This is a genomic window from Flavobacterium rhizophilum (genome assembly GCF_046000485.1).
In the GTDB taxonomy this organism is placed as follows: Bacteria; Bacteroidota; Bacteroidia; order Flavobacteriales; family Flavobacteriaceae; genus Flavobacterium; species Flavobacterium rhizophilum.
On record NZ_JBELQB010000010.1, the window covers coordinates 21,477 to 35,826 of the forward strand.

Sequence of the window (14,350 nt, forward strand, 5' to 3'; positions counted from 1 at the left end):
GCTTTTCATCGAATATTTAAGAAAAACACTGTAAATATTTTTCTTACAATAGTTTACAAGGAAATTTTCTTATTAAATTTACTTCCCAACCAAAAACTACGGCCTGTTATGAAACACATTAGCTTAATGCTATTTGCAGTGCTTGTTTGCGCATGTACACAACAAAAACAAAAGGAAACAGCACTACAGCCGGCGCATAAAGCCGCAATGCACGTAACCCCGTGCGACTCTGATTTACTGTCACAGCTGGAAGATAATAAAAATATTACCAGCTATGAGATTTTTCAGTATTTAACCACCTTTGAAAAACTTGATGCCAATGTAAACCCTGAGTGCAATTACCGAAGGTTTAAAATTTTGTTCAATTTACTTGATACACATACCGACACTTTTTTACAAAAGCTGAATGAAGTATCGCTACAGGCAAAACAAAATGTACTTAAACTTATTAGCATTGCCCAGATTAAGGAAGGGGATGTGAGACGCCTTTCTGAAAAGGTTACAGCAGCCGAGGCACAGCCAAGAACCAAGTCGGAAATGCTGGTTACCCTAATGAAGAGTTTAGGGCAGCACGAATAATATAGCTGAATGAAAAAATATACCTTACTAACCCTGTTACTGGTTGTAACCTGTATATCTGTACTATACTGGCAGTATGATTACACACCCTTTTATCCGGTAAAGCATATAGGACAGAAATATGTGGTAGATAATATAGAGAAACAGTCACACCAGTTTAACGAAAACCTGGTTAAAGTGCTTGATTACTATGATGTTGACTACAAACTGTGTAACGGGGTAGTACATATTAAAAATCAGCTCTATGCCAACAAAGCTTTAATGTATAATTATACCCGAAAGGCTAAGGATGAGATGTGGTTTAGCGATCATCATTTTGCTTATTACAAACAAAAATAAAATTGAATACCGAAAGAATAGCCTACAAGCTTTTTTTAGACGATGTTAGGGAAGTCCCTATGGTGTACCCCGAACTTACTAATAAGGATTTTGTGATTGCAAGAACCTACAGTGAGTTTGTAGAAATTATTAAAGAAAACGGACTCCCTTACTTTATTAGTTTTGATAACGACCTGGGGGAAGACGAAAAGGGTAACCTGCTGCCTGATGGTTATGCCGCTGCACAATGGCTTGTTTACCAAAGCGGACTCGATTTAAAGAAACTCATTTTTAAGGTGCATTCGTCTAAGCCGGTGGCAGCGCTAAAAATAAAGTCGTTACTGGATAATTATATCAATTTTATAAACGAAAACTGATTTGTGTTTATATCCTGTCCAGATTTTTTACGGTAAAATCATTCTCGGTATTACCCGTATTTAGTGTGGTATTAGGCTCAAAAAGCAATACTTTCACTTCTCCTACGGCTACGGGTTTATGGTTAGTTCCCTTTGGGATAACAACAAATTCCCCGGCATTTATCTCCAATGTCTTATTATCAAGCTCCATAATAAGTTTTCCTTCCGTAACGAGAAACATTTCGTCTTCATTATCGTGTTTGTGCATTACAAACTCGTCTTTAAACTTAGCCACTTTAACCAACTGTCCGTTAAGTTCGCCTACAATTTTAGGGTTCCAGTATTCTGTAAAAGAGTCAAATTTTTCCTTAAGGTTTACTGTTTTTATTTCCATAGCTTAATTTTTATCAAATATACAGTTTTAAGCTATGAGATAATAGGCATGCATGGTGTTAAAACTTAACCTACATAATTCACTATATTTCAACTTTTTTGGTAGTTTTACCACCATGTTCAATCAATGTATATACACATGGGGATAAAAGGCCGTTTGGTGTTAATGAACTTCCTACAGTTTTTTATATGGGGTTCGTGGTTAATTTCTTTAGGTAATTATATGGGCGCTTCGCTGGGCTTTAGCGGTATACAGATAGGCGGAGTTTATACCACTATGGGTATTGCCTCGCTTTTTATGCCGGGACTGCTGGGGATTGTTGCCGACAGATGGATTAACGCCGAAAGATTACTGGGGCTTTGTCATCTTATAGGAGCGGCCCTTATGCTTTATGCCATAACGGTTACCGATTACTTTTGGTTTTACATTATAATGTTGCTTAATGCCTGCATGTATATGCCTACCATTGCATTAAACAATTCGGTTTCTTATAACGTACTGGAGAAAAAGGGATACAGCATAGTAAACGATTTCCCGCCTATACGCGTGTGGGGTACTGTAGGTTTTATTGCTGCCATGTGGACGGTAGATTTTTTAGGCTATACCCAAAGTGCGGGTCAGTTGTATGTGGGGGCTGCTTCGGCTTTACTGCTGGGCTTTTATGCCTTTACCATGCCACCGTCCCCACCATTGCAAAAGGAAACCAAAAAGAGCCTTATGTCTACCCTTGGGCTCGATGCCTTTGTATTATTCAAGCAACGAAAAATGGCAGTATTCTTTATATTTGCCATGCTGCTTGGGGCTGCATTACAGATAACCAATGCCTTTGGCGGACCTTTTCTTGAAGATTTTAAAACCGATTATCCTGATTCCTTCGGGGTACAACACCCTAACTTACTGCTGTCTATCTCACAGGTTTCCGAAACCGTATTTATATTACTTATCCCGTTCTTCCTAAAACGTTATGGTATTAAAACTGTTATGCTGTTTAGTATACTGGCATGGGTATTCCGTTTCGGGCTGTTTGGTATTGGTAACCCGGATGACGGACTGTGGCTACTGGTACTTTCTATGATTATTTACGGTATGGCGTTCGATTTCTTTAATATATCGGGCTCTATGTTTGTGGAGAAAGAGGCCGATCCAACCATTCGTTCGAGCGCACAGGGACTGTTTATGATTATGACAAACGGTATAGGTGCTTTTGTAGGCGGACTGGCAAGCGGATGGGTAGTAGACCATTTTACCGAAAACGGAATACGCAACTGGCAATACATCTGGTTTACTTTTGCTGGTTATGCACTGGTACTAGCCATTATTTTCCCCTTTGTATTTAAGGTAGAAAAAGGGGAGATGGTTAAGGAGGAAAATTAATATGAAACTTAACTCAATAATGAAACACCTTACACTACTATCTGTTTTTATGTTACTGCTTGCTGGCTGTAATAAACCAAGTCATCCTGTTTTTACCGAAAAATATATAGGTAATGAGAACGGTTTAAACCTAAAGATTAAAACCAAACATTACCGTAGCTGTGATACAGATTCTGTGAACTGCGAATCGACTCTGTTTTCTCAAAAACTGTACTTTAGGGATGGAGAGAAAGTTTTTAATACAGTTCCGGAGGATATTAATTTTCGTGTAAGCAATGTAGCTATGTGTACTACATATGATAAGACTGTTTATTACAAGGTGTGTTTGTTTAAACAATCATTTTTTAGTGCAAAAAAGAAATTGACTGTCTATGATCATAAAGGTGGTTTTGTTGCAGAAATAGAATTTGGTGCTGAAAGCAAACACGACACAATATTTTCTGATGAAGAAATAATAGATTATTTTGAGGATATGGGGAATAAAATAATAGAAAAGAAGTCTTTTACAGCGCTTTATTCCGAGTAAATTATTTCAGATAATCGTTTATATTTTCAGCTACATTTTTATTGATGTTTTCCATATTTGTAGGAGTTACTCGACGTTTTGTCGTGATAATTTGCTTTTTGTCGAAAAATATACCCCCTTTACAGATGTTTCAAATAATTGGGAACCTATAATTCAATATTAAATTCGTATTTTAATCCCCAAATTGTTAGTTATTATAAGTATTTTGTAATAAAAGGAGACGATTAAACAAAAATTTAATATTTAGTTTCCTACAAGGATAAATTTTACTATTTTCGTAATAACCATAATCAACTAAAAACCACCGCCTTATAATGAAACAGATGCCCCTATTACTGTTTTCCGTAATGCTATTGCTGGTGGGTTGTAAAAAAGAACCCAAAAAAATTGCGGAAGTAGAGCCTGTAGAAACTGTTGTTCCTCAGGTTGAGTATACTATTAGCCTGCAGCCGTACAACGGTGTTTGGGTTCCAAAAAACTATGTAGATTCACTAAAGGTAAGCCGTTCGCCGTTTGCCTCATCAAAATTCCTTAAAGGTATAAACAGTGTTGTAATTGCAGCCGCACCCGAAGAGCCTAAAACGCCCATAAAAATATATTATGGTACCGAAGGCGAACAGGGTATGATTATACAAAAAGATGCCGAACCTTATATTAGCTACAATACGCTTGACGGTAATGTGGAAGAGCGACTGTACATTAATAACGACATGCTTACATTTAACCTTAACGGACACAAGGCCGAACTGGTTAGGGTGGCTGAGGTTGCTAATGCCAAAGACGAGTCTAAAGGGGTGAATGATATTACTAACAGGGTATTATTCGATAATAAGAGCTATTCCTGCCATTGCCCTGAACTGGGTGGTTTTACGACTAATATAAAACTGAATGCCGATGGTAGTGCCCAAAATCTTTTCGGGTATGATAACTATGAGGTGGCGACTGTTTTTGTATCGGATATCTACCCGATGGATAAAATATACTTTAAAAATGGTAGTGAGTGGGGTAAAAGCTATCACTACAAACTGGAAGGCGATAAAATAAGGCTGTTTGATATGGTTATTAATGATGAAGGTGCCATTGATATTAAACCGTTTTGTGTACTGGAGGAAACCCAGTTTTTTAAGCTTACGCCTAACGAGAAACAGGCTTATATAGAAGAGAATAAAAGAAGCCTTGACGAGCTTGTGGTAAGCCACTATGGCGAGTATGCCACTATGGGTGACATGATGGAAATTACCGGAGTACTGTCGTCGTTAAAGGAACAGAGGGATAACCTGTCGTTTTACATGTTTGTGGCAGGACAGATTTATAAAAATAAGATGGCCGATTCATCCAATCCTATAGGGGAGAGCCTGGGGATTAGTGCCGATGATTATTTTTATCATATCTTCCTTGAAAGGCCTGAGCTTTTTTATGCTTACCTGGGTGCCGACAAAACCCCTTATATTCAGCGTAGGCTGAGACAGGCGGTTAAAGAAAGACTTCAGCTTGAAAATGATGCTGCCGATGGTACCAGGTTTGCCGATTCGCTTTACAATGTGCATATCCAATACTGCAAAGGATATGAATGGTCTGTAAAATCAGTATTTAAATAAGAGTTTAATAAGTACAGTAGGCTATTACCTATATGTACTTTTTTGTATTTCTATTGTAGTTATTGTGCTACAAAAGTGCAGTTTATCGATAAATTCAATCTTTTTATAGTCTTTTTTTCATGAATTGTTGAGTAAACAGCAGGTGATTTACTTATTTGTTAAATTTAACTGTGGTTCCTATTATGAACCAAGAGTGTTATTGTTTATCTTTTTTTGAATTACCACGCTATACCCCATGAATCTTAAAGAAAAACTATTGCTTACAGTTCCCGAATTTGATTTTAGGGAATACCAAAACGAAGACGATTTTATTGTTGTTTGTTTTTTTGCCCTCTTCACGGCAAATAATATGCACAGTACCATTATCATGGAGCATTGTGCTAACTGCATTACTTTTATATATAACAATAAGTACCCTAACTATGATGCCATGCTGGACCAGATTGCGCTAACTCTTTTTGATGAAAATCAGTTTAATGATGCATTTTTAAAGATGCTTCCGGCTGAGGTGCAACAGCGTTTTCACAACTCTATAGCGATGTGGAGGCAGGGTAGTGGTAGTGTGCAGTAGTTTTTATTTATGTTGTATTTTAACATTAGCGGGACGCTTGCGCCAGTATAGGGAGTAGTTCTATCTTAATCAAAGCTTTGTGAATAAACCTCTCACACTAAAAGTGCTAAAAAAATGGAATTAAATTACATAATGAAGTAATATCATACTTGCCTTTCCATTAAAAAAACAAATATGATACACAAATTAACTGCTTAGATTTATATTTAATCTGTAACCATATTTCAGGGCTAGACACTTGGAAACCATCTGTCGATTAAATTTTTTATTTCAAATTTGGCATTCTCAAGAGTTGAATTTAATTGGTCTCTATTTTGGTCTACACCAAAAGCTGAAATCTGTTCTGAAGAAATTCCCATAAAATCAAAATTTTGTTTTATTGTAAGCGAAGCATATTCTTTAATATTACCAGAATTATTATAATCAAACCCACTAACCACTAGTGATAAAGCCTTTTTATTATTACAAAGACCGACAAATCCTGTTTCAGGGCTAAAAGAGAATGTTTTGTCACTAACTACGATAGCATCTATCCATGCTTTTACAGTTGCTGGCATTGTGAAATTATAAATGGGAAAAGCTAATACAATATTATCAACTTCAAGAACTTCATCTATAAGTTTATTATGATTAGATAGTATTGAGAGCTCCTCTTCTGAAAAATCTCTTTTTCCCATATTCCATTCCATTATTAAATTCAAATTTTTTTCTAATAATAAATCCGGTGGAGTTTCGGCTAAATTTAAATGCTTCATTTCTGTTTTTCCTTTTGCCAGTTTTACAAATTCATCAAATAAAATTTTGGTGTAAGAACCTTTTCTGGGCGTGTAGTTTATTACTAATGTTTTTGTCATTGTTTCTATTTTTTCTACAAATATAGATTCGATAAATTGATAATTTTAATTATTTTTGTTTATCTATTTATAACATATATTATGATTAATTTGGAGTGGTTGAGGACTTTTAGCTCTATTTATGAATGTAACAACATTACAGAGGCCTCAAAAAAATTGAATATGACTCAACCCGGAGTTAGTAAACATTTATCTGCTCTTGAAAATCATATCGGTAAAAAACTATTTGAAAGAACCACTCGAAAATTAGAACCTACCGAATACGGAAAGTTCTTGTATACCCAAATTACTAATCCATTACAGGAATTAGAAAAAGTAGAGTATTATTCAGGGCAAAGAGCAAAAAAAGAACGTTATGCTATAACAATTGGTTGTACTACAGATTTTTTTAAAAAAGAATTAATTAATAAAATTTATTCTTTTGATATGTATATTGTCACAACTTTTGGAACTGAAAAAGATTTGATTGAAGCCCTTGAAACGGATAAAATCCAATTACTGGTAGGTGTAAAAAAGCATAACGTTTATGATCATGAATTCAAATATATTAAGACTGAAACATTAGAGTTAATATGTTCTAAAGACATTGAAATTCCAAAAAATATAGAGAAAAATGATAAGGAGCTAATCAAATGGTTAGAAAAACAAACTTGGTTTAGCTATGACAATAATCAAAAAGATATAGAGAAATTTTGGGAAACCCGATTCAATACTAATCCCAGAATTATTCCGAGGTATATATTACCTTCTTATTTAGATATAATCGAAACTTTAAAAAACAATAATGGATTTAGTATTGTCCCTAAACAATTGTGTAAAGAAAAATTAATTAAAGTGCCTATTGAATCATCTAAAATGGCAGAACAAAAATTATTTTACTCATTTAAATTTAAGAATAGTAAATTAAAAGAAATTAATTTTTTTATGGAGAAGATGGAGAAAACTAATGTCAATAATGTTTCTTATTAATAGCACTAGTCCAGTTCTTTGAATTTAATATTATCCTTTTGCCCACACGAGCGGGACGATCGCGCCAGCGTGGACAATTTACTCACTATATTAAGCGTTTTATACTAAAACCTTACCATGAAAAAATGTTTACTTTTCTTATTACTGCTTGTCGGTTTTTACTGTAACGCTCAGGTTAAAAATTATTTATATAATCATAAAGAGGCAAACGGAGAGGTATTTAAAGATTATATTACACTTATCTTTAATAATAACAGCATTGTTAAAGGTGTGTATTATGGAAACCAACCTGAAATATCTTTTGTGGCAGATATAGATTTTGAAGAGAATAAAAGCACTGAGTTAAGTTTTAATCTCACTAACTATGAATTCAGCAGGCAAATTGTAAGTCCTTATATTAAGGCTCAATATTTTGAACCCAAAAAATTAGCTTTTGCATTAAACGAGGGTTATTACTTTGGTTACGTTGTAGATAATGAGTTACAATTGCAGTTTACATGGGTTTCTGCTGATTCGGCAACTAAAGACATGGTTTTTAAGCTGGTTAAGAAAGAGTAGTTAGTTGATCACGAGCGGAACGCTCGCGCTAGCATAGGGGATTGAAAATATATTAATCTAAATCAAATTTTTGTAGTATGTTGAGTTTAAGTATATCTTCAAAGGGTAAATTTAATACTTCTTCAAAAGTTAATGAGATTGTATCTTCATCGTAAATCAAAGTATAAAATTCCTCTTTAGTCTTTTTTATTATTACCGGAAAGTTACCTACTAATGCGTTTGATATATTTTTATTTATCAGGTAGTCTTCGGTATTGTATATTAAATAATAAAAATCAGGAAACTCTTTAAAATACTCTTCATCAATGATGATTTTATAGCCAATTTGCTTAGTTAAATATTGTAAAAGTAAATCGATTGTATTTTGTATGTTATTCATTAGGTGTTTTCTAAAATAGAGTTTCTATTCAATATTTTACTAGCCTAAGCTTGAATGAGCGGGACGCTCGCACCAGCGAAAAAGCGTCTAATGTCTCAAGTCTATTATCTTGTATCTAAATACTACCTCACCATAGAGAAATGCCCTTTATGTTCGCGTCCGTCCTGACGTTTAACAAGGAACCAGTAATCGGTACTAGGCAGTCGCTTCCCGTGGAAGGTTCCGTCCCAGCCTTCGTAGTTAGGACCAAAGGAAATAAGTAGTTTACCATACCTGTCAAAGATATAAATTTCCATATCGGGCTCAAAGAAAGAATACTGTATGCGCCACGTTTCGTTTATACCATCGCCGTTAGGTGTAAAGAACTTAGGGTAGGTGAGCAGGTATACATCACCAAGATCGGCACCACAGTCGTACTTATCCCTTACATACACAGTGTATGGCCCCGGAGTAAGGTTTGTAAATAGGGGCGAATCCTGATAGATATACCCATCAAGCGAATATTCAAACTCCTGTGGGTATTGAGATGGTTCTACAATTACATTAATGGTATTGTCGGCAGTAGTCCAGTCGGTTAAATCAATTTGTGCAATACGCGGAATTGCAGTCATGTTAACCGTAAACGAGTGGGTGGTTTGGCATCCGTTCTCGTTTGTGGCGGTAACGGTGTAGTTTCCGCTATCGGTAAAAGTTACACTTTGAGTAGTTTCTCCGGTAGACCATTCGTAGCTTTCATAACCGTCTGGCGCAGTAACGGTAGTGCTTTGTCCTTCACAAAGGGCATAGAAATCTTCCATATCCAGAGAAGGGGCATCCTGCAGTATAAGCTCGAATTGTGATATAGATACGCAATCAGGGTTGGCACTGTGAGTTGCCCTTGCATATATGGTAGCATTACCCGATGTATAAGTGTCCGGTAACGGATTAATACCTGCATCGGCATCACTCTCACTGATGTGGAAGGTAATGGTTACTAAATCAGGATCCTGATTGTCCAGTACAAATGCTACCTGTGCCGCAAGGTTGAAATCTTCCTCACCATCGTTACCTACATCGCATAATGTAATATCGGGAGCGGTGTTTGCAGTAACTAATGAAGGCAGATCGTTTACATTAAAATACATTGGTACTATTGTACCACAAGGATCTTCTACCTGCAGGAGGTAAGAGGCAGTTTCCAGTCCGTAAAAAATATTACTGTTGCCGTTATCTATCATTACGGGATTCCCGTTCATTTCAATAATACGGTAGGTAAGCGGTTCTACACCTGTGGCATTAACCAGTACATCGTTTGTTGCACCACCGTCGCAGGCAATGTTTAAAATATCTCCAATAAGGAGTCCGTTAGGTACAATAAATTCTTCCAGTATTTCAATACAGGTTTTTTTACTGGCACCACTACCATAAGTAGAGAACGATTTTATTACCCTAAATGTACCGTGATAGGCTATGCTGTATAGTGTTTGATTATTCGTTAGCTCAATCGCTGTGTCTTCATCGGGTTCTTCACCTTCAACATAGTCTATATCACTGCCGGGCATGCGCCATGTATCGGTAGCTTCGTTGTATTGCTGTAACCAGTATTTAACCTGATTAATAGCATTACTGCTATGGGATATATACACGTCAAAAGAACCACAGTTAAGGGTAACATCTACTTCGGTTGAATTGATTTGGTATCCGGTAAGAGTTATTGGTTCTGTTCTAGTACCACAATCATCTGTTAGCTCTATGGTATATGAGCCGGCAGGCAGGTTATCCATATATATGCCTGTAGGAGATGTTGCAAACTGCATAATATCATAAGGCAGGGTTTCGCTAAAAGTAGCCGGAGCAGCTATAATATACGCCTCGGTTATTGGAGGAGTTGCGCTTCCAACATACAGGGTTGAATACCCCTCACGGCAGTCTACCCTTGGGCCTATATGAATTTCAGGGTCGGCCACTTCAATAATAAAGTCAAGTGGGTCGTACACCTTACCACATTCATCTGTAAGTATAATTACATATAGTCCCGGTGGTAATCCCGGTATAGTAAGAGAATTTATTTCTTCGCCCGGTTCATCAGAATATTCGTAGTACTCCATTACATCATCCGGAAGCGGATCAGGGTACTCATCGGGTGCTTCTATAATCTCGGCAGTTGCCATAACAAGTCCCGGTATTGATATCTCTACCGATCCCAGTTGTGTACTACAATCTGCCGGAGACGGATTGGCGGTAGGTATTACCTCAATCTCTTCTATTTCAATAGTAAACTCACCTACACGTCCGCAGGCATCAGTGATATATCCTGTATAGGTGCCGTAAGGGCATTCGTATTCGTCACTACCAAACTCTATTTCTTCGTCATCTACAGTATAAGGGCCGGGATAGGTTTCGTTTGCCAGCTCCGGGTCCCATCCGGCAGGGTAAGATTCAAAGTTGATGGTATAAGGCCCTACAAATTTAAAAGGCTGAATAAGGAGTTTTTTACCAAAACAGTTGGCGTTGTCAAACTGTGCTACGGCAAGTAAGGTTACATATACTTCGCAGTTTTCGGTATAGGTTGTACAATTGTCTGTAACGGTTATATCATAATAATAGGTTTGTTCGTAATATAAAGGTATTATGGCAGATATTGATAGGGTGGAAGCTTCGTAAAAACCTTCAACCTGTATAGGTGTGCCCCCGTCCGGAGGATATACGGTAAGTATTATACTTTGTACTGTAGTTGCAGCTTCAAATTCTGTAGTGTATAATGTATTGGTCACAGTTACTAAATCACAGCCAGGTAGTTCCACGTCTGGTAGCCCTGCTGTATCTCCTAGTATGAGTTCTTCCGACTGGGAGAAAAGTGTTACGGCCTGTGGTACACCAAACCCACAGTCGTCGTTTACCCTTACAGTATATATACCCGCAGGTAAATCAGTAAATGATGGTGTGGCTTGTGGCGGAAAGGTTACCGGTCCGCTTATAATTTCATAGCTTATTGCTGTTCCGTTGTTTACGGTTATGTCTATAACTCCGTCGTTACAAACGGGATCTGTGGTTGTGATGGAATAGGCAACGGTTTGGGTATTATCTTCAATTACAACCTCAATGGGTGCCGATGTGGTTGCTCCCTGTTTAACTACTATTCTATAAGTACCATCGGTAAGGCTGGTTACTATGGGGTTAGTAGAATTCCAAATAGGGTTATCTATATCGGGTAATTTGTATACTATATAATTTACGTCGGTTCCTGTTTGTGCATTTTGGGCAGCCAGAGTAATGGTACCGTTACCGGGGCAGGTTTCATCGGTTTTGTTTACCATTGTTACGCTAAGTTGTGAATAGGCAGCAGTGCTAAAAAAAAGCAATAGGAATAGTGCTACAAAATTTCGGTTTAGAAAATGTAGTTTTAAAAAGGCGTGACTGATTGATAATTTCATAAAAAAATTAAGTTTTTAGGACTTAATTTCAAGTTGTTTCCGGGTTCTAAGGTAAATAAAATAATCTATATAAAATATATGTTAAATAATTTGTTTTTTAAAGTTATGATTATAACAAATTGTGTGTAAAATTTTACAATAAATGGTTGCAATAATATTGTGTTGCTAAAGCATTGTTAGTAAATGTTTTGTAGAGTTATAAAAGTTTTGTACCTTTGCGCACCTTTTAGCAGGAGATGGTTTCTAAAAGGTTTATAATCAAATATGTAAAACACTTCCGTAGCGTTTTGTTACTGCACAGGAAACCTGCAAAACAACGGGATACAAATTATTAGATCAGCAATGTCTGAACAAGTAAAAACACAAGAGGAATTTTTAAAAGAGTTTAACTGGCATAACTTCGAAGAAGGTATTGATCCTGTAGATGAGCAACACCTAAGAGAGTTTGAAGAGCTAGTTGAAAAAACTTTCATTTCTACTGATAATGATGAAGTAGTAGAGGGTACAGTAGTAAGAATCACTGACAGAGATGCTATCGTTGATATCAACGCTAAATCTGAAGGTGTTATCTCTTTAAATGAATTCCGTTACAACCCTAACCTAAAAGTAGGGGACAAAGTAGAGGTATTAATCGACGTTCGTGAAGATAAATCAGGACAGTTAGTATTATCCCACAAAAAAGCACGTACAATTAAAGCTTGGGACAGAGTTATCAATGCTCATGAAACAGGTGAAATCGTTAACGGTTTCGTTAAGTGCAGAACTAAAGGTGGTATGATCGTTGACGTATTTGGTATTGAAGCATTCTTACCAGGTTCTCAAATTGATGTTAAACCTATTAGGGATTACGACCAATATGTAAACAAAACTATGGAGTTCAAAGTTGTTAAAATCAACCACGAATTCAAAAACGTAGTAGTTTCACACAAAGCGCTTATCGAAGCGGATATCGAAGTACAGAAGAAAGAAATCATCGGTCAGCTTGAAAAAGGCCAGGTACTTGAAGGTGTTGTTAAAAACATTACTTCTTACGGTGTATTTATCGACCTTGGAGGTGTTGACGGACTTATCCACATCACTGACCTTTCATGGAGCAGAATTAACCACCCAAGTGAAGTTCTTGAACTTGACCAAAAACTTAACGTGGTTATCCTTGACTTTGATGATGAGAAAACAAGAATCCAACTTGGTCTTAAACAATTACACCCTCACCCATGGGATGCACTTGATGCAAACCTTGCAGTAGGTGACAAAGTTAAAGGTAAAGTAGTAGTTATTGCTGACTACGGTGCGTTTATCGAAGTTGCTGAAGGTGTAGAAGGTTTAATCCACGTTTCTGAAATGTCTTGGTCTACGCACCTAAGATCTGCTCAGGATTTCGTTAAAGTTGGTGATGAGGTAGAAGCAGTTATCTTAACTCTTGACAGAGAAGACCGTAAAATGTCTCTAGGTATCAAGCAACTTTCTCAGGATCCATGGACTGACATCACAGCTAAATATCCTGTAGGTTCTAAACACACAGGTATCGTTAGAAACTTCACTAACTTTGGTATATTCGTAGAGCTAGAAGAAGGTATTGACGGTTTAATTTACATCTCTGACCTATCTTGGACTAAGAAAATCAAGCACCCATCTGAGTTTGTAAACGTAGGTGATAAACTTGATGTTATTGTTCTTGAGCTTGATGTGGAAGGACGTAAATTATCTCTTGGTCACAAGCAAACTACTGCTAACCCATGGGATAAATATGAAGAGTCTTTTGCAGTAGGTACTGTTCACGCAGGTGAGATTGCTGAGATCGTTGACAAAGGTGCTACTGTAGAGTTTGGTGACGATATCGTTGCTTTCATCCCTACAAGACACCTTGAGAAAGAAGATGGTAAAAAACTTAAAAAAGGTGAAAGCGCTGACTTTAAAGTAATTGAGTTCAATAAAGAATTCAAAAGAGTTGTAGCTTCTCACACTGCTATCTTTAGAGAAGAAGAAGAGAAAAATGTTAAGGCTAATAACGAGTCTAACAACTCTAACAACAATGCAGAGAAAACCACTCTAGGTGATATCAATGCACTTGCAGAATTAAAAGAAAGAATGGAAAAAGGTGAGAAATAATCACTGATTCCTCTTTTAAATATCAAAGCCCTGACCATTGGTCAGGGCTTTTTTTATGTGTTTACTCCGTTTGTCATCCTGACGATAGGAAGGATCTCATTTAAAATTCATCATTTAGCATAGTTAATGTTTTGTCCTTTTGTCCTGACAGAAAAGAACCAAAATGTCAAGGCTATGGTTTCTCAGGCTATAAATTACCTCATTCGGCTAAACCATCTGAACTCGGCTTTTGTCTCAAACAGCAGATGCTTTTTTACGCCTCTTTCATCAATTTACTTAACGCCATAAAAACCTAATGCCGTTTGCTTACTCTGCCGTTCTATTTTGATTGTCATTCCGATACGAAACGTAG

General features: G+C 36.7%; 14 protein-coding genes. 10 read left to right on the top strand and 4 right to left on the bottom strand.

The features are described 5' to 3' along the window. Positions 1-108: 108 nt before the first annotated feature. Genes ABS768_RS13175 through ABS768_RS13185 form a run of 3 tightly spaced genes read left to right on the top strand, consistent with a single transcriptional unit; the run spans position 109 to position 1,274 of the window. The gene (locus ABS768_RS13175) at positions 109-579 is read left to right on the top strand and encodes a hypothetical protein (protein WP_408075421.1); all 471 of its coding nucleotides are present in this window, start codon (positions 109-111) and stop codon (positions 577-579) included. Between the two features lie 9 nt (positions 580-588). After that, complete coding sequence (locus ABS768_RS13180; protein ID WP_408075422.1) at positions 589-918, top strand: hypothetical protein; 330 nt, start codon at positions 589-591, stop codon at positions 916-918. A 2-nt stretch (positions 919-920) separates the two neighbouring features. After that, a complete protein-coding gene (locus ABS768_RS13185) occupies positions 921-1,274 on the top strand; it encodes a cyclic-phosphate processing receiver domain-containing protein (RefSeq protein ID WP_408075423.1) in 354 nt (117 codons plus the stop codon). Positions 1,275-1,281: 7 nt separating this feature from the next. Here the strand turns inward: ABS768_RS13185 and ABS768_RS13190 are convergent, their stop codons facing one another. Further along, positions 1,282-1,647 carry a cupin domain-containing protein gene (locus tag ABS768_RS13190; RefSeq protein WP_408075424.1) on the bottom strand — a complete coding sequence of 122 codons (366 nt, stop codon included), beginning with the start codon at positions 1,645-1,647 and terminating at the stop codon, positions 1,282-1,284. Positions 1,648-1,785: 138 nt separating this feature from the next. On the opposite strand from ABS768_RS13190, the gene ABS768_RS13195 reads away from it, so the two are divergent. The 4 genes from ABS768_RS13195 to ABS768_RS13210 all read left to right on the top strand — a co-directional run bounded on the left by ABS768_RS13195 (position 1,786) and on the right by ABS768_RS13210 (position 5,716). Continuing rightward, complete coding sequence (locus tag ABS768_RS13195) at positions 1,786-3,021, top strand: nucleoside permease (RefSeq protein WP_408075425.1); 1,236 nt, start codon at positions 1,786-1,788, stop codon at positions 3,019-3,021. A gap of 19 nt (positions 3,022-3,040) precedes the next feature. Further along, entirely contained in the window at positions 3,041-3,547 is a 507-nt protein-coding gene (locus ABS768_RS13200) for a hypothetical protein (protein ID WP_408075427.1), read from the top strand. Between the two features lie 314 nt (positions 3,548-3,861). Further along, the gene (locus ABS768_RS13205) at positions 3,862-5,145 is read left to right on the top strand and encodes a hypothetical protein (RefSeq protein ID WP_408075428.1); all 1,284 of its coding nucleotides are present in this window, start codon (positions 3,862-3,864) and stop codon (positions 5,143-5,145) included. 235 nt (positions 5,146-5,380) lie between these two features. After that, positions 5,381-5,716 carry a hypothetical protein gene (locus ABS768_RS13210; RefSeq protein WP_408075429.1) on the top strand — a complete coding sequence of 112 codons (336 nt, stop codon included), beginning with the start codon at positions 5,381-5,383 and terminating at the stop codon, positions 5,714-5,716. A gap of 230 nt (positions 5,717-5,946) precedes the next feature. Here ABS768_RS13210 and ABS768_RS13215 read toward each other — a convergent pair whose 3' ends face one another. Then, a complete protein-coding gene (locus tag ABS768_RS13215; protein ID WP_408075430.1) occupies positions 5,947-6,570 on the bottom strand; it encodes an NAD(P)H-dependent oxidoreductase in 624 nt (207 codons plus the stop codon). Positions 6,571-6,651: 81 nt separating this feature from the next. Here ABS768_RS13215 and ABS768_RS13220 point away from each other — a divergent pair, with 81 nt between their 5' ends. Next, entirely contained in the window at positions 6,652-7,539 is an 888-nt protein-coding gene (locus ABS768_RS13220) for a LysR family transcriptional regulator (RefSeq protein ID WP_408075431.1), read from the top strand. A gap of 117 nt (positions 7,540-7,656) precedes the next feature. Beyond that, complete coding sequence (locus ABS768_RS13225; protein WP_408075432.1) at positions 7,657-8,097, top strand: hypothetical protein; 441 nt, start codon at positions 7,657-7,659, stop codon at positions 8,095-8,097. Positions 8,098-8,149: 52 nt separating this feature from the next. Here the strand turns inward: ABS768_RS13225 and ABS768_RS13230 are convergent, their stop codons facing one another. Both ABS768_RS13230 and ABS768_RS13235 read right to left on the bottom strand, forming a co-directional pair. Beyond that, positions 8,150-8,476, bottom strand: coding sequence for a hypothetical protein (locus tag ABS768_RS13230; protein WP_408075433.1), 327 nt, complete (start codon positions 8,474-8,476; stop codon positions 8,150-8,152). A gap of 122 nt (positions 8,477-8,598) precedes the next feature. Further along, positions 8,599-11,889, bottom strand: a complete 3,291-nt coding sequence (locus ABS768_RS13235) for a T9SS type B sorting domain-containing protein (protein ID WP_408075435.1) — start codon at positions 11,887-11,889, stop codon at positions 8,599-8,601. Between the two features lie 342 nt (positions 11,890-12,231). On the opposite strand from ABS768_RS13235, the gene rpsA reads away from it, so the two are divergent. Next, positions 12,232-13,998 carry a 30S ribosomal protein S1 gene (gene rpsA, locus ABS768_RS13240; RefSeq protein WP_408075436.1) on the top strand — a complete coding sequence of 589 codons (1,767 nt, stop codon included), beginning with the start codon at positions 12,232-12,234 and terminating at the stop codon, positions 13,996-13,998. Positions 13,999-14,350 lie beyond the last annotated feature (352 nt).